This is a genomic window from Akkermansia sp. RCC_12PD, from assembly GCF_036417355.1.
In the GTDB taxonomy this organism is placed as follows: Bacteria; Verrucomicrobiota; Verrucomicrobiia; order Verrucomicrobiales; family Akkermansiaceae; genus Akkermansia.
The window spans coordinates 2,512,971-2,532,246 of sequence record NZ_CP143889.1 but is presented as its reverse complement, the minus strand read 5'-3'; the positions used below and the strand labels follow the sequence as shown (position 1 = coordinate 2,532,246).

Here is a 19,276-nt window from a genome sequence, read left to right as displayed (position 1 = left end):
GGGAAATACGGACGGATTAGCGGCGCCCGCAGGCGTTCCCCCTTTGCACCCGGATCCACGGTCCGGGTGTTTTCTTACATCCCCGGCACCACGGATGCATCCGGAACAGCCTTGGGCTGCACCGTAGGATCATAATGCTCGGCTCCCGTCACGCGCACGCTGCCGTCCGGCAGGAACACCATGCTGGGCGTACCCATTACTTTCTTAAAATACTGGAGCTTTTCCATCGTTCCCCGGTAGTTGATGCGCGCATAGGCGCACAATGTGGGAGTGGTGGGGAAGAAAACGTGCATGTTGGCCTTCCCGTCCACCAGGCACTGCGGACGGGTGGTGCCCAGCCAGTTTCCCACACACACGGCATTGTACGCCACACCCGTTTCCGGGTCCCTGGTCTGGATGTACAGCTTCTGGATACCCCGCTCCGGAATGGTGCATACGGAGAACTTGCATTTTTTGACACTCCCTGGAATGCCTACCGTCTGAGACCACATGGGCGTGCCCGTACGGATGGAAAACAGGGCCTTTGGGGAGGCGAACATGTCCTTTTCATTGGGCATCTTCACCACGGCCTGCACATGGTAGTTCCCCTCCCTGGACAAATTATAGAAATGCCGGAGGTCAATCTTGCGGGAGACGCTCATGCCGGCAGGAACGTTGAGCGGAGGAAAAACGGCAAAACGTGACTGCGGAAGCATCGCACCCCCGGTGGTGTGCTCCACGTGAATGTCCAGCCAGGAGGAATACTCGCGGCTTTTCAGTTCAACGGGCGTGCCGGAGTTGTTAGTCACCGTCAGCCTCATGTAGTTGCCCTCCCCGGTGAGGAAGGTTTTCTTTTCCGGAACGATTTTAACCGCTATCTGGGCCAGGGCTCCGGAGGCGCCCAGCAGCGCCAGCATCATGAATGCGAGAACATGTTTCATAGTGATTGAAGTGTTTATGTATTTGTCTGTTGAAAATGTGTCACCGGACAGGCCGCACGATTCTGAATCCCAAGTTGTCCCGGCATTCGTCGCGCGAGCGCAGGTATTCCACCTTATCCGTAATGCCGGGGTGCTTCCAGTCTCCGCCGCAGGCGACGGGGCCCGGAGGTTCCTTCACGCGCGCGGGGTCCTTTTCCACGGAAGAGGTCCATTCCATCACGCCGGAGGCCATGCCGCATATGCCGGTCTTCAGATCATAATCATTGCTGTACCTGTCAATGACCAGGGTTTTATCCCCCTTTTCGCCCGTTTCCATCAGGGCCCCCAGAGCCATCCATTCCTGGCGGGAAGGCAGCCGGTAGCGCGGTTCCCCAGACCCCACGGGTTTCCAGGCGGCATAGGCCCAGGCATCCCAGAAAGTGACGTTGACGACGGGGGAACGGGGAGTGATCCTCCTTCCCTTCCATTTGCCGCCTGGAGTGCTGGCGGCCTTCCACATGGCTTCCCAGTCACTGGGGACATGGGTGGCATTCTGCTTGTCCGGCTGATCCGGATGGGAATACTTTTCCTTCAGCTCCGGCGTCAGCCGGGACCACTGGTCCAGGAACAACCGGTAGGATTCCATCGTGATCTCATGGGCTCCCACGATGAGGTCCCCCGTACCGGGAATAGTGACGGGAACTTCCGTATGGTCGCTAGCGGAAAAATCCGGATAATGTTTCGGGGCCGGAGGCGGTCCTGACGGGGCCGTTTCTGCGGCCGGACCGGAGAAAAGAAGGAGGGCCGTGCCCGCACCGGCGGCCAAAACGCCCACCCCGGTCCATATCATCCACATCCGGGATTTTCTGACCGGTTCCGCCGGGACGGTATAGCGGTGGGTGGTCGCCCGGGGAGAAAGACCCAATTGCTCCCGAACCGCCGCTATCAGCTCCATGACCTGTTCCCACTGCATCCGGCTGCCGTTCTGCCCGTCGCGCATCCAGCCCAGCAGGGTGCTCATGCGCGTGGCGCCGGGCACGTCCGGCGTCACCAGGGGGAGAAGATACTCTCCCAGCTTTTCCATTTGTTCGCAGGACTGCGCTTCGTGAAAATTCCCGGGCATGGCTGTATTCATCACCCGCACGCAGGACTTGTCGTCCAGAAAGATATGGCGCGGCTCCATCAGGTTGAACGCCGTCTGCAAACGCTCGTACTTGCCGCAAATGGTCCCTGCCGTTTCAATCACTTTCAGCATATCCTTGACGGACAGGGTTTCCCCTCGGTCCAGCATGCCCTGGAGGGAAGAGCCGCCCAGCTGCTCGCTGGTAACGAACCAGTAGCCTTGGACCTGGGAAGCCTCGTACACCGTTCCCAGTACCGGTACGTTGATGGCGGCGCGCGTACGGGCCTTCATGATGAAATCCTCCACCGTCACTCCTTCCTGATTGTCCGGCACCAGCAATTCCATGAATACGGAACGGTCCATGCCCTGCTGGATGGCCTGGTAGAGAATACCCCCCCGCGTGCGGCCGACAAGAGCCACCAGTGTGTAGTCGCCAAAGTTATGAGGAAGATCGAACATGGAGCAGTCGGGCATCAGGGAGGCAGGAGGGAATCGTAGGAATCGGAGACCGGGGCGGCATCCACAGGGGGAAGCAGGCCGCCGTCGTAAAGTTCGGGCATGCCGGAGGGGGCGCTCTGCTTCATTTGTTCCAGCAAGAATAACACAGGAGGGGAGGCCTGGCAATCCATCGGTTCGCCCTTGTAGTACAATTTGGCGGTATAGCCGTAATACTTGAGGCTCCCGAAGGCGATCGTCTCCTCTTCCGTCAGAGGGGGCATGTAGTAGGTCATCTCCATGATTTCCTCCCCGTCCGCCCAGTCCACGGGTTCCGTTACCCATGTGTAGGGCAATTCCTGCGCACGCGTCTTTTCCACCTTTTTCCCGTTCACCTCGTCAAAAAACTGGATGATGATGCGCAGATCTTCCGGCCTGACGTTCAATCCGTCCTTCATGAGGATGGGGACCGTCAGCTTTACCCGCTCTCCGGTCCTGCATTCCGGGTCCCGGTATTCCAGAATGGTCCCGAAGGACATGTCGCCGCGCATGTCCGCAGCTCTTGAAAAGCCGGCCTGCAGATGCTTGGCCGCCCTGGAGAAGTACTTTCCCGCCTTCTCACGCTGGGTGTACACCTTCAGGAAAAACTCCCGGGACTTGTCGGCATTTCGCAACCATTCATAGGTCAGGCCGTAATAATAAAGCACCACCGGGTTGTCAGGCTCCATCCTCATGGCCTGTTCCAGCTTGAGCACCGCCACTTTCAGATCCCCCTCTATCTGGGCGTATCTGGCGGCCTTGACGAGAGCCGCCACCTCCTCGGTCATGGCCGGCATCACGTCGTCCGGATTTTCCGCCGGCAATGCAGACTGGGCGGAAACCGCCCCAGCATTTCCTGTAGGAGAAGAGGGAACCGCAGAAGGAATTTCCTCCGGATCGGCCAGATCCGCCGCCAGGAGCATTTCCTCCACGGAACGCGGCCTTACTGCAGAATTCGGATGGTCGGGAATCCCGGCAGGGTCTTCTTCAGCCGCGTCAGCACCGGTCTCGGCAGACGCCGCAGGGGATGCGACGGCAACTGGCTGCGGAACCGGAACCTGCACCACTTTTTCAACCACTACCGTCCTGCCGGACAGGCTGAAGGAAACGCCTACCATCAGCAGAAGCACAAAGGCCATTCCGCCCAATGTCCAGCAAGCCATGCCAAATGCCCGGTCACGCCCGTTTTTTGCCTGGGGAGGAAACTTACTCATACAGCATGCTCCGTATCAACATTAGCGCCCTTCTTTGGCGGAGGAAATTTCAGCCGCCTCCAGAATTTCTTCATAATCAATCACCTCTCCCTGATAACGCGCCAGCAGGGCCTTCATAAAATCTTCCGCATTGTTGGGAGAGTCCTCCTTGCGGAAGCCCCCGTAAGTCAGGCCGTCCAGCCTTACTCTCACCTTTCCGCACTCAGGCTTCAGAACCGCATGGGCCAGCCCCTTCATCTTCCACCTGCGCAGGTCCAGCCGGGCAATATCCTCCACCAGGAACTGCCTGCCGGCGGCAGTCACCCGGCCGTCTTCCAGGGCCATCTTCCTGCGGCGGGTTCTCACCAGCAGGAACAGGGCTGCCGCCGCCAAGACCATGCAAATACTGCCGGCCACCCATTGTTCAAAAATCTTGGAGCCGTCATACGGCTGCTCCACGGGCTTGAGCGGGTACTGCTTTTCCCCGGAATAAGCCTGCCATGCGGCGCTCCATCCCTTGCCGGGCGCAGACATCAGGTCGTAATCTGCCAGCACGGCAGGCCAGGGAGTTTCCTTCCTGTCCACTCCGGCGGGAATTTCATAATCTTCAGGAAAGTCCACTATGCGGGACTGGACGGTACGCGCCCATTCTCCGCTGTCGGCGCCATTCAGGCGGCTTTCCCGGTCAAACAGGGCTCCGGCATCCACAAAAGTCTTGTGCATGAAGTACTCCAGATTCTTCTGCGGATAGCCGGAAACAGCATCATAATAGAAATACGCGCCGAACCCCAGAAACATCAGGGCCATGACCAGTGCACGGCCGGTGAACCACATCGTCGGCTTACACTCTATCGTGTCAGACTGCATATCCCTTACATACCAGCAATTCCATGCCCTTGACCATAAAAAAAGCATGTGGAAGCGCACCTTTGGCGGAAAGCCGCCGGGAATGTCCTGCGGAGCCCCGTCAGTCCCCTGCCGCCACGGTCATCCGCGGGAAAAATGTTCCGGCTGTCCATGACCATCCGCATCCATGGGGAAAAATCTCTTTTTGCCGTCTTCTTGGCTTGATTTATTTTGTCAAAGTTAAATAATGGCACGCGCAAGGATTGCCCGTTCCCGCCAAGCGCCCGCAGGGCGGCAATTTTGGAAGACGGGCTGCAGCACATTCTTTACCGCATATGAGACCTAGCAACGCCCAATACCGCCGCATGGACGCCGAACCCGGCTATACGCCCCATCCCGAGGACCAGGTGGATTCCGACATGGAACAAGCCCAGCTCAGGCTGGAGCAGTTGAGGCGGGAAAAGGAAGAAGTGGAAAGCTCCCGGCGCCGCCTGGAGGAAATCCATATGCGCAAGGCCCGCTTCATGGACCAGCAGAATGAACTGGGCGACCGCATGGTGAACGCCGCGGATCTCATCAGCCGTGAAGTGGAAAGCCTGCGCCAGGAAAGCAACGAGTTGGAGCAAATCCACATGGCGATGACCCGTAACCTGAAAATGCTCAGCACCGTGCGCCCCGACGAATGGCCCATTGAAAACACGGAAAACCTGATCAACCAAAGCCAGCAGGTCATTGACCGCTGCGAAGAGGAATTCGCGGACGCTGTCCAGCAGTGCGCCCGCATGCAACATACCAAAGTACTTACCGGCGTGCGTCGCTCCAGCAAGGTGCGCATCAGCGCGCGCGAATTCATGACCCAATTCCTTCAGGGCCTTTCCTTCCATCTTCCCCTGCTCCTGATTGCCCTTATCATCCTCTTCTTCATCTGGATCTTCAGCCCCTCCGCATCATGATCAAAAGAAAAGCCAAGCGCCGTTCCTCCGAACTGGCAGAGCTGGACCGCGCCTCCCGTGAAATCGAGCTCCGCATCCAAGAACTGGAAGCCTCTCTCAAACGCCCGGCCCCGCAGACCCGCATGCGGCTGGACCGCAACACGATGCCTCCGCCCGACCGCATCCGGGAAGGCAACCAGAACCGCGCCCTGCGCGCTGTGGTGGCCCGTGACGGCCGCGCCACGAACATGCGCCGGGAACTGAGGGAAAACTTCATGCTCCTGGGGCTTCTGGTCTGCGCCATCGCCGCCTCCTTCTGCTGGATCATTCGCCTGCTGGAACAACAGTAAGGCCGCCCCGTGGCTTCACCCTCACTACACACTTTCCACCCATGAGTACGCCTCAAATCGACGTAGCCTACATTGCCAGGCTGGCGCAAATTGACCTGACTAAAGAGGAAACGGACCTGTTTTCCCAGGATCTGGACAAAGTCCTTGCCTACATTGCCAAGCTGGAATCCTATGACGTGGAGGGGATAACCCCGATGAACCATCCTTTGCCGGCCATGGACGTCATGCGGAAGGACGAACCGCAGCCCGGACTTTCCCAGGAAGAAGCCCTGTCTAACGCCCCTCAGCAGTCCCAGAGCCAATTCCGCACGCCCAAGGTGGTGGAATCCGCCTGATTCCTCTCTTTCACGCTTCAACCGTTCACTCCCTAAATTTTCAATGTCAAGCATTCAAGGTACCCTGGCCGAATGGCGCGACCGCCTGCGCCGCAAGGAACTCACCCCTGCCGAACTCGTCAACCTGACGGCAGACGCCATTGAGGCGGACAAAACTACCAACGCCTATATATCCTTTGACCGGGAGGCCGCCCTGCGGGCCGCAGCCGCGGCGGACGTAGCCAGCCCGCTGGCGGGCGTCCCCATTGCCGTCAAAGACAACATCAGCATTCTCGGTCAACCTACGCGCTGTGCCTCTCGCCTGCTTTCCCCCTACACGGCCCCTTATGACGCCACATCCGTCCACTTTCTGAAAAAAGCCGGCGGCATTCCCCTGGGCCGTACAAACATGGATGAATTCGCCATGGGCGCCAGCGGGGAAAACTCCGCCTACGGCGTCACCCGCAACCCGAACGCCCCGGACCACATTCCCGGCGGTTCTTCCAGCGGTTCCGCTGCGGCGGTAGCGGCAGGAACGGCCATTGCCGCACTGGGGTCCGATACGGGCGGCTCCATCAGACAACCCGCGGGGCATTGCGGCATCGTAGGTCTCAAGCCCACCTACGGGCGCGTCTCCCGTTGCGGCCTGGTGGCTTTCGCCTCCTCCCTGGACCAGATCGGCCCCATGACCCAAACGGTGAAAGACGCCGCCATCCTGCTCCAGGCCATCTCCGGGCACGACCCCAAGGACTCCACCTCCGCAGACCAGCCCGTGCCGGACTTTGAAGCCGTGCTGGGAAAGGACATAAAGGGCTTGAAAGTGGGCATTCCCGCGGAATACTTCACTTCCGGCAACCACGCAGGCGTCTCGGAAGCCGTACGGAACACGATCAGCCAGCTGGAAAGCCTGGGCGCGGAACTCGTGGAAATCCGCCTGCCCCATGCGGACGCCGTAGTGGCCGCGTACTACATCATCGCCTGTGCGGAAGCCTCCTCCAACCTCTCCCGCTTTGACGGCGTGCGCTACGGACAACGGGCGCAGGATGCCAGCGGCCTCATGGAACTTTTCTCCAGAACGCGGGAGGAAGGATTCGGCCCGGAAGTCAAGCGCCGCATCATCCTGGGCACTTACGTGCTCAGCTCCGGCTACTATGACGCCTATTACTCCCGTGCGCAGAAAGTCCGCTCCCTGGTCGCCAGGGACTTTGCGGAAGCCTTCAAAAAGGCGGACATCATCGTGGGCCCCACCTCCCCGACGCCCGCTCCCAAAATCGGGGACTCCGCCCTGGACCACCTCCAGACCTACCTGGCGGACATCTACACCATCCCAGCCAACCTGGCAGGGCTGCCCGCCATCTCCATCCCATGCGGTTCCGTAAAGGAAGGCGGCGCGGAACTCCCCATCGGCTTTCAGATGACGGCGCCCCATTTCCGGGAGGACCTCCTCCTGAAAACCGGATTCGCTCTTGGAAAATAACGGAAATTTTTCAACGCAATTCCCTGACAGACTGTCATACCCGCTATTAGAGAACCATGGACACCCAAGAATTCAACGAAATTATCGCCGCGAACTCATCGTGGATTTCTGCTCTCCGAACGGAGGTAGGCAAGGTGGTCATCGGCCAGCAGGCCCTGATTGACAGACTGATCCTGAGTCTTCTCTGCAAGGGGCACGTCCTGCTTGAAGGTGTTCCCGGCCTGGCCAAGACTCTCTCCGTAAAGGCACTCGCGGGCACGCTGCACGCGCAATTCGCCCGCATCCAGTTCACGCCGGACCTTCTGCCCGCCGACCTTCTGGGCACGATGATCTACAACCCGGAAGAACGACAGTTCACGGCCAAAAAAGGGCCTATCTTCGCCAACCTGATCCTGGCGGACGAAATCAACCGCGCCCCCGCCAAGGTGCAATCCGCCCTGCTGGAAGCCATGCAGGAACGCCAGGTAACGCTGGGAGAAACAACCTACCGCCTGCCGGACCCCTTCCTCGTGCTTGCCACGCAGAACCCCATTGACCAGGAAGGAACCTACCAGCTCCCGGAAGCCCAGCTTGACCGCTTCCTCTTCAAGGTAGTGGTCACCTACCCCTCCCGTGAAGAGGAACTCCAGGTGCTGGACCTGATGGCCAGCTCCGCCAGGCCCCCGGAAACCTCCCCGGTCACCACGCCGGAACAGGTGGCCGCCTCCCGTGACCTGGTCAACCAGATTTACATTGACGACGCCGTGCGCGGCTACATCGTGGACTTGGTGCGCGCCACCCGCTTCCCGGAAACGGTGGACGTGAAACTGCGCGGCCTCATCCGCGCCGGCGCCTCCCCCCGCGCCACCATCAACCTTGCCCTGGCTTCCCGCGCCAACGCCTTCGTGCACCACCGCTCCTTCGTCACCCCGCAGGACATCAAGGACCTGGCCCATGACATCCTGCGCCATCGCATCCTGCTCTCTTATGAGGCGGAGGCGGAAAACATCTCCACGGACGACGTCATCGACCACATCCTGACGAAAGTCCCCGTACCGTGACGGCCCAAGGCGGGCGTACCCCGCCCGCTTTTCCATCCGGACCGCATCAGGCGGATACCCTGCCGGACCTGACTGCCCCCAAACAGGGAGGACCACTTCATGGATAAAGCCTCAGACATTCTCAAGCGCGTACGCCGCATTGAACTGCGTGCAAAACACCTGGCCACGGAAAACTTCGCCGGACAGTACCAGTCCGGCTTCCGCGGCCAGGGACTGGACTTTGACGACTTCCGGGAATACATGCCGGGGGACGATCCCCGTTTCATCGACTGGAAGGTAACGGCCAGAATGAGGTCTCCGTACGTGCGACGCTTCCGGGAAGAACGGGAGCAGGCCGTCATTCTGGCCGTGGATGTCAGCGGCTCCATGCACTACGCCTCCTCCGCCTCCCCCCGCGCCTCCAAACTGGACTACGCGGCGGAAATCGCGGCGGTGCTCGCCTTCAGCGCGGCCCAGAGCGGGGACAAATGCGGCCTGCTCATCTACGGCGGACGCCAGTCCCGCTACATCCCCCCCGCCAAGGGCATGAAACAGACGCTGCGCATCGTGCGTGAAATCGTGGCCAGCGAAAACGACGGGGCGGACCAAAGCATCTCCGAGGTGGCGCAACAGCTCGTCCTCTCCCAGAAAAAAGCCGCCATGGTCATCATGATCAGCGACTTCTGGGGAGAACACAACAAGGCGGCCCTGGGCCAGCTCAACTTCAAGCACGACTTCATTCCCATCCGCATTGCGGACCCCATGGAACTTCACCTGCCGGACGCCGGGCGCGTCATTCTGAAAGACCCGGAAACGGGCAGAAACATGTTCCTGAACCTCTCCCGTCAGGACGTCCGGGACGCCCATGCCAACTCCGTACACCTGCACCGGGAAAAATGGACGCAGGACTTCCGCCGCCTGGGCATCGACTTCCTGGACCTCCGGACCACGGACAACTTCATGCCGCCGCTTCAGGGCCTCTTTGCCCGGAGGTCCCGTAAATTCTCCCGCTAAATTTCCCCTCCTTCCGCCATGCCTGCACCAACCGCCTTCCAGCCACCACCCACGGCCATTCCGGAACCGCCCGCCTTCCCTTCCCTCATGGAAACGCAGGCCCCGGACGCCTATCTTCATGCGGGTTTCTGGGACACATGGGGAATCTGGCTTGCGCTGGCCGCCATCCTGCTGGCCGTGGCCGCCGCCGTCATCCTGCTCATCCGCAAAAAGGGACGCACGGCCCCCGCTCCCCTGACCCCGGCCCAGTCCGCCGTCAGGGACATCACCATGCTCCGGGAAACACACCCGTCCCTCAGGCAGGCCGCCGTGGACTTCTCCCTCATACTGCGGAAATTCCTGGTGGGGGAAACCAAAGACCCCGCCCTGTACGAAACCCAGCAGGAATTCAACCGCCGGGCGGATGCCCTCACGGCACTTTCCACCGAACTGCAAGGCCCCACGCGCGACCTGCTGGACCGGATGGCCGTCCTGAAATACGAGCCGGACACCCCGGAAAACGACTCCATGGTCAACGAACTGGCGGACAGGACAGTCCAATTAATCAACGACATAGATGCGGCCTCCCGCACCACGCAGGAGGAAACGGACCTTATCGTCAAAAAACCTTCTGCACGCACCAACCAACGCTGACCCCACCATGATGGAACACTTCCAATTCGCACAACCTGAATGGCTCTACGTCCTTCCCTTCATCTTGTGCCTCCTGATCCTCCGCCGCAGGCGCGGCGCGGAAGGTTCCATCACCTACCCCACAGTGCGCTTCATCGCGCCCCTGGCCCGCACTCCCCATTCCCTGGCCGGGAAAATCGGGGCCGTCTGCTTCGTGCTGGCCGCCGCCGCCATCGCCATCGCGCTGGCGCGCCCGCAAAAAGTGGAAGACAAAAGCTTCCGCACCGTCAACGGGATTGACATCATGATCGCCTTTGACCTCTCCTACTCCATGGACACGCCGGACATGGTGCTCAACCGCATGCCCATCAACCGCCTGGTGGCCGCCAAGCACGTCATCACCCAATTCGTGGACAGCAGGCCGGACGACCGCATCGGCATCGTCGGCTTTGCCGGAAAAACCAAATCCTTCTGCCCCCTGACGCTGGATCACGCCCTGGTCAATGAAATCATCCACAACTTCCACCTCCGCATGATCCAGGCGGACGGCACGGCCATCGGCTCCGCCATTGCGGCAGCGGCCACACGCCTGGATGACCGGAAGGACACCAAATCCAAAATCATCATCCTGGTCACGGACGGTGCCTCCAACTCCGGCCAGATATCCCCGCTGGTGGCGGCGGAAAACGCGGCCAAGCTGGGCATCAAAATCTATACCATTGCCGTAGGCACGGAAAATGGCACCCTGGCCAACGGCATGGTGGTGCAAAGCGAATTCGACGAACCCACGCTTCGGAAAATAGCCCAGATCACGGGCGGCGAACACTTCCGGGCCCAGAACATGGCCTCCTTCAACAAGGCGTTCACCTCCATCGGAAAACTGGAAAAAAGCGAGGCCAAGGTGCATACCGTCCGCCATATTGAAGAATACTTCATGTACTTCCTCATTGCAGGCGGCGCGCTGACGCTCCTGGGGCTGTCCCTGCAAGTGCTCAAACCCACCCCGGCCCCGTAACACACCCTTTCCCCCATGACATTCCTCTATCCCAACGTTCTGTATGCGCTCATCCTCCCCGCCCTGCTGGCAGCGGCGGCATGGTGGCTGTGGCGCCGCCGCTCCAGAAAATGGGAAGTGCTGGTCTCCCCGGACTACAGGCATGAACTGGTCCACGCTCCGGCCTCCTGGCACCGGGTGCTCCCCGTCATCTTCTCCGTGCTGGCGGCCGTCTTCTGCATCCTGTCCATCGCACGCCCCATCGACGGCTACACGGAAGTAAAGGAAGTGCCCAAATCACGCAACATCCTCATCGCCATAGACTGCTCCCGCTCCATGCTCAGCAAGGACGCCTCCCCGTCCCGCCTGGGCCGGGCGAAAACCGCCGCCTACGACCTGCTGGACGCCCTGCCGGGGGACAACTTCGGAATCATCATCTTCTCCGGGGAATCCGTCCTGCTCATGCCGCTGACCCACGACCATAACGCGCTGAAGGAAACCATTGAACAACTCCAGTTCGGATGGGTCTCCCAGGGGGGCACCAACCTGGAAAAAGTCGTGCGCCTGGCCCTGCAAACCTTCAAGCGCGACAAGGAGGCGGACTCCAAAAACGCCCTGGTCATCCTGAGCGACGGGGAAGACACGGTCAACGTCACCTATAAAACCGCGGAAGCCGCCAGGCAAAGCAAGCTCATCATCGTCACGGCCGGCATCGGCACCACCATCGGCACCACCATTCCGGATGAAAACTCTCCCTCCGGGCTATACCGCGACCGCCGCGGGCAGCATGTCGTCTCCCGGCTCAATCCGGACAGCCTGCAATACCTGGCCAACCAGACAGACGGCCAATACGTGCAGCTCTCGGACGGAGCCGCCCTCAACCGCTTCGTCAAAGACATTGCGGAACGGCTGGACGTGACGGAAGGAAAAGAGGAAACGCGCCGCATCCCGAACGACCGCTACATCATCTTTGCCGTTCCCGCCCTCATCTGCCTGATCCTCACCCTCATTGCCGGAACCCGCTGGCGCTCCTTCCGCCGTTCTTCACGCCGCGGCATGGCGCTTCTGGCCGGAACGGTCCTGCTCTGCACCGGCTTGCTGGGCACGGAAGCCCGGGCGGACACTGCCATGCTGGACAACGTCACGGACCTGATCCGCACGGGTAAGACGGAAGAAGCCGTTAAGGCCATAGACGGCATGATCGCCCTGCCGGACCTGCCGGAAGAAACGCGCCAGGCCCTGGAATTCGCCAAAGGCTGCCTGGAGCAAAAGGCCGGTAATCCCAAGGAAGCGGCGGAAGCATTCTCCCAAGCGCTCCTGTCTCCCAACAGAAGCCTTCAGTCGGACTCCCACTTCAACCTCGGCAACATGGAAGCTGCCAAGGCCAAAACGTCCATGACCTTCTCCAGGTCGGAGGAAAAACAGACGCCGCCCCAGCCTGCCTCCATTGACGATCAGATCAAGGAAATCGACGCCCGGCTGGCTAAAATACCGGAGGCCAAACAACACATCAAGGAAGCCGTCAAACGCTTTGACGATGCCCTTTCCGCCCACCGCTCCCATGAAGGAGCTGCCGCCAACAAGGAGGAAATGCTCCGCTACGACAAGGAGCTGGATGAATACCGCAAGCAACTGGAGGAATTGAAAAAGAAGCTGGAAGAAGAAAAGAAAAAACAGCAGCAACAGCAGAACAAGGACCAGCAAAACAAGGATCAGCAAAACAAGGACCAGCAGAACAAGGATCAGCAGAACAAGGATCAGCAAAACAAGGATCAGCAGAACAAGGATCAGCAGAACAAGGATCAGCAGAACAAGGATCAGCAGAACAAGGATCAGCAAAACAAGGATCAGCAAAACAAGGATCAGCAAAACAAGGATCAGCAGAACAAGGATCAGCAGAACAAGGACCAGCAGAACAAGGACCAGCAGAACAAGGACCAGCAGAACAAGGATCAGCAAAACAAGGACCAGCAGAACAAGGACCAGCAGAACAAGGATCAGCAAAACAAGGACCAGCAGAACAAGGATCAACAGAACAAGGACCAACAGAACAAGGATCAACAGAACAAGGATCAACAGAACAAGGATCAACAGAACAAGGATCAGCAGAACAAGGATCAACAGAACAAGGATCAACAGAACAAGGATCAACAGAACAAGGATCAGCAGAATACTCCGGGCAGTCAGGACAAGAACAAGCAGGACGAAATGAAAAACACGCCTCTTCCCTCCTCTCCGGAAAAAGACAAGCTACCTGAAGCTCCCGCTTCTTCCACTTCTCAGCCTCAGCCCACTGGGGAAGACGGCAAACCCGTCCCTGTAGCCGCGCAAAAGGAAAGCAAGGAAGCAAAAGAACGGCGGGAAGCCCGGGCCATCCTGATGGAACGACGGGACATTGAACCCGGCTGCCCCGTGCCCCAACGCTCTCCCGACTATCCGCCGGACAAGGACTATTAACCTCATCCCTGGTCCGTCAATACCACTACAACAACTTTTCAAACACATCCGCAACATGATGAAAAAATTGATCGCCCTCCTCCCCCTTCTCTTCTGCATGACCTTTACGGCTATGGCGGAAGTCGTCACCACATGGCTTTCTGACGCCGTCGTGCCGGGCGAACAAACCCGTCTCTTCATCATCCTGACAGACGGCAGCATCGCCCGCCAGGACCCGCTCCCCAGGGTAAAGGGCGCCAGCATGCACTGGATCAGCCAGGGCAACTACATCCGCTGGCCGGGCTCTCCCAACCAGTCCGCCTTCCTGATGGCCATTGAGATTACCCCGGATGAAGCGGGCACCGTGCAAATTCCCTCCCTGACCCTGAAAACGAACAATGGCCGCACTTACACTACGCCCCCCCAGACGCTGACAGTTTACCCGTACAGTGCCATCAAATGGAACACGCTGAACATGAACGGCACTACCGTTCCATATGGTATGCTGTGGCATGTGGACAACCAGAAACCATACGTTCACCAGCCGGACCGCTGCGAACTGAAAATCTACGCTCCGGAAAACATCCTGGAATACACCATCCCTACTATTACTACATCCAACTTGGCGGCATGGCGTTTTGAACCTACTCTGGTGGAACTGCTCCGGGGCCAGCCTCGCGGCTCCGTACTCTACCGGGGCGTCAACTGGAATGTCATGACCTTTCAGAGCGCCTTCTTCCCGCTGCGCGCCGGAGAAGTAAAGGCATCCGGCACAGTCACGGCCCGCGCCATCCTACCGGAAGCGGACCCGCTCATCGCCAGTTTCAGCCGCATGGAAATGCTGGTGGAAATGGCCATACCGGAAGTGAAAATCACCGCGCAGGAATTGCCTGAAGGCGCCCCCGCCTCCTTCACCAATGCCGTAGGCAACTTCCGCATCTCCGCCAGTACGGACGCAAGAGATCTCAGCGCCAACGAACCCATCACCGTTAAAATCAAAGTGGAAGGCTCAGGCAACATCCACAGTATCAACTGTCCTTCGCTGACGGATGCCTCCAACTGGAAACTCTACCCTCCCAACAAGCTGGATCCCAGCCAGAACACGCGCACTACACAGGGAACCGTGGAATTCCAGCAAATGCTGCGCCCCATCGCCCAGACGGACGCCATCCCGTCCTTCGAACTCACCTTCTTTGACCCCAGCACGCAGCAATACAAAACCGTAACCACCGCCCCCATTCCGCTGGAATGGAAAGCCTCTGCCATCACGGGAACCGCCGCCGGAACGGGAGCGCCCGCTACGCCTCCGCCGGCAGGAACCATTCCGGTGGCGGAAATGACGGACATTTATGGCATGGCGCCCGCCGTCATCATGAACACCCTCACTTCCCCGGCCCACTGGGGATGGTACTTCCTGGCGTACATCCCCGCCGTAATCTTGCTCGGCATGGCCCTGATCCGCTACATCCGGAAAGTGCAGAAGGAAAGCTTCACGGCCAGGGAACGCATGCGCTCCTTCAAAAAGCTTGCCTCCACCCCGCGCCAGGCAAGCTCCACGGAATTTCTGCGCGCCGCCGGTAACTTCATAGAAAGCTACATCCCGCCGTCCAAACAAAATGAAGAAATGAAAACGATCCTTCAACTCCGGGACGACAGAGCCTTCCAACCTTCCGGCACCGCGGACGAACTGCCCCATGCGGAACGCCAGAACATACTGCAATCCATAAAAAAAACCATCGCCAAGCTTCCCCTGCTGCTGCTCGGCGCCATTCTGGCCGCCTCCCTCTCCGCAATGTCCGGACATGCCGCTGAAACGGATGAAACAGGCATCCGGGCCTATGAACAGGGCGAATACACAAAAGCCATTGACTACTTCAATAAACAAAGCGAAAATCCGAACCTCTCCAAATCGGCCCGCGCCTACGCCTGCTTTGGCACCGGTAACTCCTACTACCGCCTCAACAAACCCGGCCTGGCCGCACTCAACTACCGCCGCGCCCTGGAGCTCTCCCCGTACTTCACGGAAGCGAAAAGCAACCTCCAATTCATCGAACGCAAAGAAGGGGCCATCCTTCCTCCGGATACCACGGAAAACCAGTGGCTCACCTACATCAGCCATGATGCGCTGGTACCCATAGCCATCCTCTCCGGAGCCGTCATGCTCACCTTCCTGGCCCTCCTTACTGTCTCCCGCAGGCACGGCGTCCTGCTAACCATCCTGGCCACCCTCAGCGGTCTGGTTACCGTAGCCGCCGTCATGAACTACATCATGTACCCGGAAACGCCGGAATCCATCCCGCCGGACCGCCTCCTCGTAGTCACGAAAAAAACACCCGCCCGCCATGCCGCGGACATGGGCAGTCCCGCCCTCATGACCCTCCCGGAATCCACGCCGCTCATCCTGCGAGCGGAACGCGGCTCCTGGTACTACGCCAGCACCTTCCAGAACACTCCCGTCTGGATCCCCAAGACGGACGCCCAGCCGCTATAGCCCTTTCCCGGCACAATAGGAACAATCTCCTTCTCCGGAATATCACGGACATTCGTGCAGAGAACAAGTAACAAACACCCCTCCAACAAACATGGAAATGGAACAACAATTCTGCCAGAGCTGCGGCATGCCCGTAAACGACTCCACCTTCGGAAAAGAAGCGGACGGAAGCAGCAACGAGGACTACTGCCACTACTGCTATGCAGAGGGCCGTTTCACCCGGGACTGCACCATGGATGAAATGATCGAGCACAACCTGGAATACCTTGATGAATTCAACAAGGACTCGGAAAAGAAATATACCGTGGAAGAAGCCCGGTCCGGCATGAAGCAATTCTTCCCGCACCTCAAAAGATGGAAGCAATAACGGGATAACCCCTTGTCTTCACAGGGCAAACTATCTCATACAAACAGCTGCCGAAGGCAGGAAGCCTGATAAAAATATCAGGAATACCTGTGGAATGGCTGACGGGAAATCATGATCCATAAGGGGATAACATGGAAGACTAACCGGCCTTAGATCATCCGGGCCTGTCCCACCTGTCTTAACCGACACAAAAAAGCCGCCAGAAAAAATCTGGCGGCTTTTTAGCATCGTGAAATGTTGAAGCATAACCGTTGCTCCTGCATTCTACAGTGTATATGAAAAAGCATTCTGCTCGAATTATGAACAATCCATATGATCATGCACCCGTGAGGGTGCGACTGAGGCGCAGGGGATGGACGGATGAGCATAAAATGTTTCAATCCACGCACCCGTGAGGGTGCGACACGGCCGTGTTAATCCAAAAAGTGCGGGACAGGTAGTTTCAATCCACGCACCCGTGAGGGTGCGACGTGATAGACGACACCTACAACGCCAACCCGGAGTTTCAATCCACGCACCCGTGAGGGTGCGACTTATAACACGTTAAAATCGAATGGGATGCGGAAAGTTTCAATCCACGCACCCGTGAGGGTGCGACGCTGCACGGATGCCGCGGCCTGATTGGAGAAATTGGTTTCAATCCACGCACCCGTGAGGGTGCGACTCCAATACGAATTCCACCAGGTGATCCTCGCCGGGTTTCAATCCACGCACCCGTGAGGGTGCGACTGTAACGCGCCTGAAGAACAACTTGCGGACTGTAGTTTCAATCCACGCACCCGTGAGGGTGCGACGGGTGCCTCTCGCATCGCCGCAACGTCAGCCGGGTTTCAATCCACGCACCCGTGAGGGTGCGACTTGCGGTGATCGAGTGGCACTTTTCGCACTCATAGTTTCAATCCACGCACCCGTGAGGGTGCGACTTCGGCCCACGGTGAAACGGTAAGTTCCAAATCCTGTTTCAATCCACGCACCCGTGAGGGTGCGACGGCGGGGGAGCTTACAAATTGATCATTAATTGCACAAATAATGATTTGCGCCAACCTGCCATACCAATCTGCAAGCACCCACGCCTTAAAAAATGATCATTACTGTCAATCTAACATCCCCAACAGGTTACAAAAAGCGCCGACTTTCCGGGAATTTTCTGTGTGCTTGGGGTTGGCCCGGGAACCACGGATGCCGGCTCTTCTCTTCAAAAGAGATGCCTCATCCGGATAACCGGTGCCTGCACGTGATGCGTATTTATAATAAAATGACCACGACGATTCGTCCAGCAACTTTCCTCAAACCACACCGCAGCCTTTGCTGTCCACCACAGAAAAAAGCCTTTCCGAACAAAAAACGCTGCGGAACAGTTTCACTCGTTCCGCAGCGTCCGTGCAAACAAATATCCGGATCTTTTACATGATGCTCTTGCGCGTCCACCTGTTGAGGTTCAGCAGCCAGACAAGGAAGAGCGAAACGGCGGACGCCAGGCAGGCCATCAACGGAATTTTCACGCAGGCGGGAAGACCTGTCCACCCAAGGAAGTCAATAGCATCATAGGCGCACTGCACAAAGAAGAAGTGGCACAGGTACACGCCGAAGGTCAGGGCGGCTATCCGGGACAACGCCGGGCTGGTTTTAATCCGGAGTTTGCTCACTATGGCGAAGATGGCAAAGGTCATCATGAACACGTTAATGCCGGAGAAGTACCACAGAATCTCCAGCTTGGAATACTGGCCGGGGAAATGCTTCTGCGTTTCCAGGAAGCCGAAGAAGGTAATGGCAAATCCGGCCAGGAACAGGGGGAGCGTGATGGACAGTGTCTTTTTCCAGTTCCAGTCCAGGGGATACTTCATCAAATAATGGGCAAGGACCATGTACCCCATGAAGCCTGCGAAGTTGTAGAACATGCCGTACGGGTTCCAGTCACAGATGCCCAGAATCCCCATATTGCCGTAATTGCCCTCATACCCCAGCGTCGGAGCCAGCATCTGGACGTACGGCAGGACCATACTGAATATCCAGATTCCCAGAAAAATCTTCACGTCCTTCCTTTTGGCCTGGGTCAGCCACGCGCTCATGATGGGCATGAAGAGGTACAGGCCTACGAGCATGTACACGTACCAGAGGGGAGTGGTATCATAATTGAAATTGAAAATAAAGGTGTACAGCTTATCGACCGTGGCGCTCCAGGTGTAAGTGTCCATCACGATGTTGGGGCTGGCCGTCTGCACACCTGCGGCAAAGTAGAGGAAGTAAAACAGGGGAAGCGCCAGGGACCACACGACCAGCGGAATCAGAATCCTCTTGAGCCGGCGTGAATAGAAAGCTCCCATTTCCATCGTCACGGGAAAAAGCAGGACGCCGGAAATCATCGCAAACAAAGGAACACAGGGCCGTACGAGGCTGCCGATGAAGACGCCCGACTTAAAGTCAAAACTGCCGTCAAAGCTCCCTACGAAAGGATCGCAGCAATGGGCCAGCACGACGAGGAAGCAGGCCAGGATGCGCAGAAAATCTACCCAGGCGATGTGACCGCCTCCGGCATTCAATGGTTGGTTGGTACTCATGGTGGTGAAGGGATAAGCGCCGCCCGTCATCGTCGCAGGCGTTCGGAAACTATACCCGTTTCCCCGGCTTATTCTATCATAAAATGGAAAAAGGACTTTCCTCTCTCCAAAAACGAGCAGACCGTTTCAACAGCCTTAAAACAAAGACACAAAGTTTGCATGCGACCTACGCTCCCT

Annotated in this window: 16 protein-coding genes and 1 CRISPR repeat array; of the genes, 11 read left to right on the top strand and 5 right to left on the bottom strand. The window is 58.3% G+C overall.

Annotation, left to right across the window (positions count from 1 at the left end):
- Positions 1-74: 74 nt before the first annotated feature.
- From V3C20_RS10730 to V3C20_RS10715, 4 genes are read right to left on the bottom strand one after another with little or no spacing between them, the layout of a single operon-like run.
- Positions 75-920, bottom strand: coding sequence for a hypothetical protein (locus tag V3C20_RS10730; protein WP_130084687.1), 846 nt, complete (start codon positions 918-920; stop codon positions 75-77).
- Positions 921-960: 40 nt separating this feature from the next.
- The gene (locus V3C20_RS10725) at positions 961-2,496 is read right to left on the bottom strand and encodes an SUMF1/EgtB/PvdO family nonheme iron enzyme (RefSeq protein ID WP_161983223.1); all 1,536 of its coding nucleotides are present in this window, start codon (positions 2,494-2,496) and stop codon (positions 961-963) included.
- Positions 2,496-3,710 carry a hypothetical protein gene (locus tag V3C20_RS10720; RefSeq protein WP_161981418.1) on the bottom strand — a complete coding sequence of 405 codons (1,215 nt, stop codon included), beginning with the start codon at positions 3,708-3,710 and terminating at the stop codon, positions 2,496-2,498. The genes V3C20_RS10725 and V3C20_RS10720 overlap by 1 nt, the downstream gene beginning before the upstream one ends.
- A 21-nt stretch (positions 3,711-3,731) precedes the next feature.
- Positions 3,732-4,556: a hypothetical protein gene (locus V3C20_RS10715; protein ID WP_130084689.1), complete on the bottom strand. Its 825-nt coding sequence runs from the start codon at positions 4,554-4,556 to the stop codon at positions 3,732-3,734.
- Between the two features lie 314 nt (positions 4,557-4,870).
- On the opposite strand from V3C20_RS10715, the gene V3C20_RS10710 reads away from it, so the two are divergent.
- From V3C20_RS10710 to V3C20_RS10660, 11 genes are all read left to right on the top strand, one after another.
- A complete protein-coding gene (locus V3C20_RS10710; RefSeq protein WP_130084690.1) occupies positions 4,871-5,488 on the top strand; it encodes a hypothetical protein in 618 nt (205 codons plus the stop codon).
- A complete protein-coding gene (locus V3C20_RS10705; RefSeq protein WP_130084691.1) occupies positions 5,485-5,817 on the top strand; it encodes a hypothetical protein in 333 nt (110 codons plus the stop codon). Before V3C20_RS10710 ends, V3C20_RS10705 begins: the two co-directional genes overlap by 4 nt.
- Before the next feature lie 41 nt (positions 5,818-5,858).
- Positions 5,859-6,152, top strand: a complete 294-nt coding sequence (gene gatC / locus V3C20_RS10700; protein WP_130084692.1) for an Asp-tRNA(Asn)/Glu-tRNA(Gln) amidotransferase subunit GatC — start codon at positions 5,859-5,861, stop codon at positions 6,150-6,152.
- Positions 6,153-6,195: 43 nt separating this feature from the next.
- The gene (gatA, locus tag V3C20_RS10695; RefSeq protein WP_130084693.1) at positions 6,196-7,608 is read left to right on the top strand and encodes an Asp-tRNA(Asn)/Glu-tRNA(Gln) amidotransferase subunit GatA; all 1,413 of its coding nucleotides are present in this window, start codon (positions 6,196-6,198) and stop codon (positions 7,606-7,608) included.
- A gap of 56 nt (positions 7,609-7,664) precedes the next feature.
- Complete coding sequence (locus V3C20_RS10690; protein ID WP_130084694.1) at positions 7,665-8,648, top strand: MoxR family ATPase; 984 nt, start codon at positions 7,665-7,667, stop codon at positions 8,646-8,648.
- Between the two features lie 99 nt (positions 8,649-8,747).
- Positions 8,748-9,641 carry a DUF58 domain-containing protein gene (locus V3C20_RS10685; protein ID WP_130084695.1) on the top strand — a complete coding sequence of 298 codons (894 nt, stop codon included), beginning with the start codon at positions 8,748-8,750 and terminating at the stop codon, positions 9,639-9,641.
- 18 nt (positions 9,642-9,659) lie between these two features.
- A complete protein-coding gene (locus V3C20_RS10680) occupies positions 9,660-10,274 on the top strand; it encodes a hypothetical protein (RefSeq protein ID WP_130084696.1) in 615 nt (204 codons plus the stop codon).
- A 7-nt stretch (positions 10,275-10,281) separates the two neighbouring features.
- Entirely contained in the window at positions 10,282-11,268 is a 987-nt protein-coding gene (locus V3C20_RS10675; protein ID WP_067951829.1) for a VWA domain-containing protein, read from the top strand.
- A 15-nt stretch (positions 11,269-11,283) separates the two neighbouring features.
- Positions 11,284-13,704 (top strand): VWA domain-containing protein, encoded by a 2,421-nt coding sequence (locus V3C20_RS10670; protein ID WP_290531375.1) that lies wholly within the window; start codon positions 11,284-11,286, stop codon positions 13,702-13,704.
- A gap of 55 nt (positions 13,705-13,759) precedes the next feature.
- Positions 13,760-16,174 carry a BatD family protein gene (locus tag V3C20_RS10665; protein ID WP_130084874.1) on the top strand — a complete coding sequence of 805 codons (2,415 nt, stop codon included), beginning with the start codon at positions 13,760-13,762 and terminating at the stop codon, positions 16,172-16,174.
- 97 nt (positions 16,175-16,271) lie between these two features.
- Positions 16,272-16,541 (top strand): zinc ribbon domain-containing protein, encoded by a 270-nt coding sequence (locus tag V3C20_RS10660; RefSeq protein ID WP_130084888.1) that lies wholly within the window; start codon positions 16,272-16,274, stop codon positions 16,539-16,541.
- 308 nt (positions 16,542-16,849) lie between these two features.
- Positions 16,850-17,530: a CRISPR direct-repeat array (repeat unit 31 nt; unit sequence GTTTCAATCCACGCACCCGTGAGGGTGCGAC).
- Between the two features lie 414 nt (positions 17,531-17,944).
- Here V3C20_RS10660 and V3C20_RS10655 read toward each other — a convergent pair.
- Complete coding sequence (locus V3C20_RS10655; RefSeq protein WP_130084875.1) at positions 17,945-19,099, bottom strand: acyltransferase; 1,155 nt, start codon at positions 19,097-19,099, stop codon at positions 17,945-17,947.
- Positions 19,100-19,276: the final 177 nt, after the last annotated feature.

Coding starts and splice junctions, on each gene's coding strand:
- gatC (WP_130084692.1), top strand. CDS start 5,859: ATGAGTACGCCTCAAATCGACGTAGCCTACATTGCCAGGCTGGCGCAA.
- V3C20_RS10675 (WP_067951829.1), top strand. CDS start 10,282: ATGATGGAACACTTCCAATTCGCACAACCTGAATGGCTCTACGTCCTT.
- V3C20_RS10725 (WP_161983223.1), bottom strand. CDS start 2,496: ATGCCCGACTGCTCCATGTTCGATCTTCCTCATAACTTTGGCGACTAC.
- V3C20_RS10710 (WP_130084690.1), top strand. CDS start 4,871: ATGAGACCTAGCAACGCCCAATACCGCCGCATGGACGCCGAACCCGGC.
- V3C20_RS10670 (WP_290531375.1), top strand. CDS start 11,284: ATGACATTCCTCTATCCCAACGTTCTGTATGCGCTCATCCTCCCCGCC.
- V3C20_RS10685 (WP_130084695.1), top strand. CDS start 8,748: ATGGATAAAGCCTCAGACATTCTCAAGCGCGTACGCCGCATTGAACTG.
- V3C20_RS10730 (WP_130084687.1), bottom strand. CDS start 920: ATGAAACATGTTCTCGCATTCATGATGCTGGCGCTGCTGGGCGCCTCC.
- V3C20_RS10720 (WP_161981418.1), bottom strand. CDS start 3,710: ATGAGTAAGTTTCCTCCCCAGGCAAAAAACGGGCGTGACCGGGCATTT.
- V3C20_RS10715 (WP_130084689.1), bottom strand. CDS start 4,556: ATGCAGTCTGACACGATAGAGTGTAAGCCGACGATGTGGTTCACCGGC.
- V3C20_RS10705 (WP_130084691.1), top strand. CDS start 5,485: ATGATCAAAAGAAAAGCCAAGCGCCGTTCCTCCGAACTGGCAGAGCTG.
- V3C20_RS10665 (WP_130084874.1), top strand. CDS start 13,760: ATGATGAAAAAATTGATCGCCCTCCTCCCCCTTCTCTTCTGCATGACC.
- V3C20_RS10660 (WP_130084888.1), top strand. CDS start 16,272: ATGGAACAACAATTCTGCCAGAGCTGCGGCATGCCCGTAAACGACTCC.
- V3C20_RS10680 (WP_130084696.1), top strand. CDS start 9,660: ATGCCTGCACCAACCGCCTTCCAGCCACCACCCACGGCCATTCCGGAA.
- V3C20_RS10690 (WP_130084694.1), top strand. CDS start 7,665: ATGGACACCCAAGAATTCAACGAAATTATCGCCGCGAACTCATCGTGG.
- V3C20_RS10655 (WP_130084875.1), bottom strand. CDS start 19,099: ATGAGTACCAACCAACCATTGAATGCCGGAGGCGGTCACATCGCCTGG.
- gatA (WP_130084693.1), top strand. CDS start 6,196: ATGTCAAGCATTCAAGGTACCCTGGCCGAATGGCGCGACCGCCTGCGC.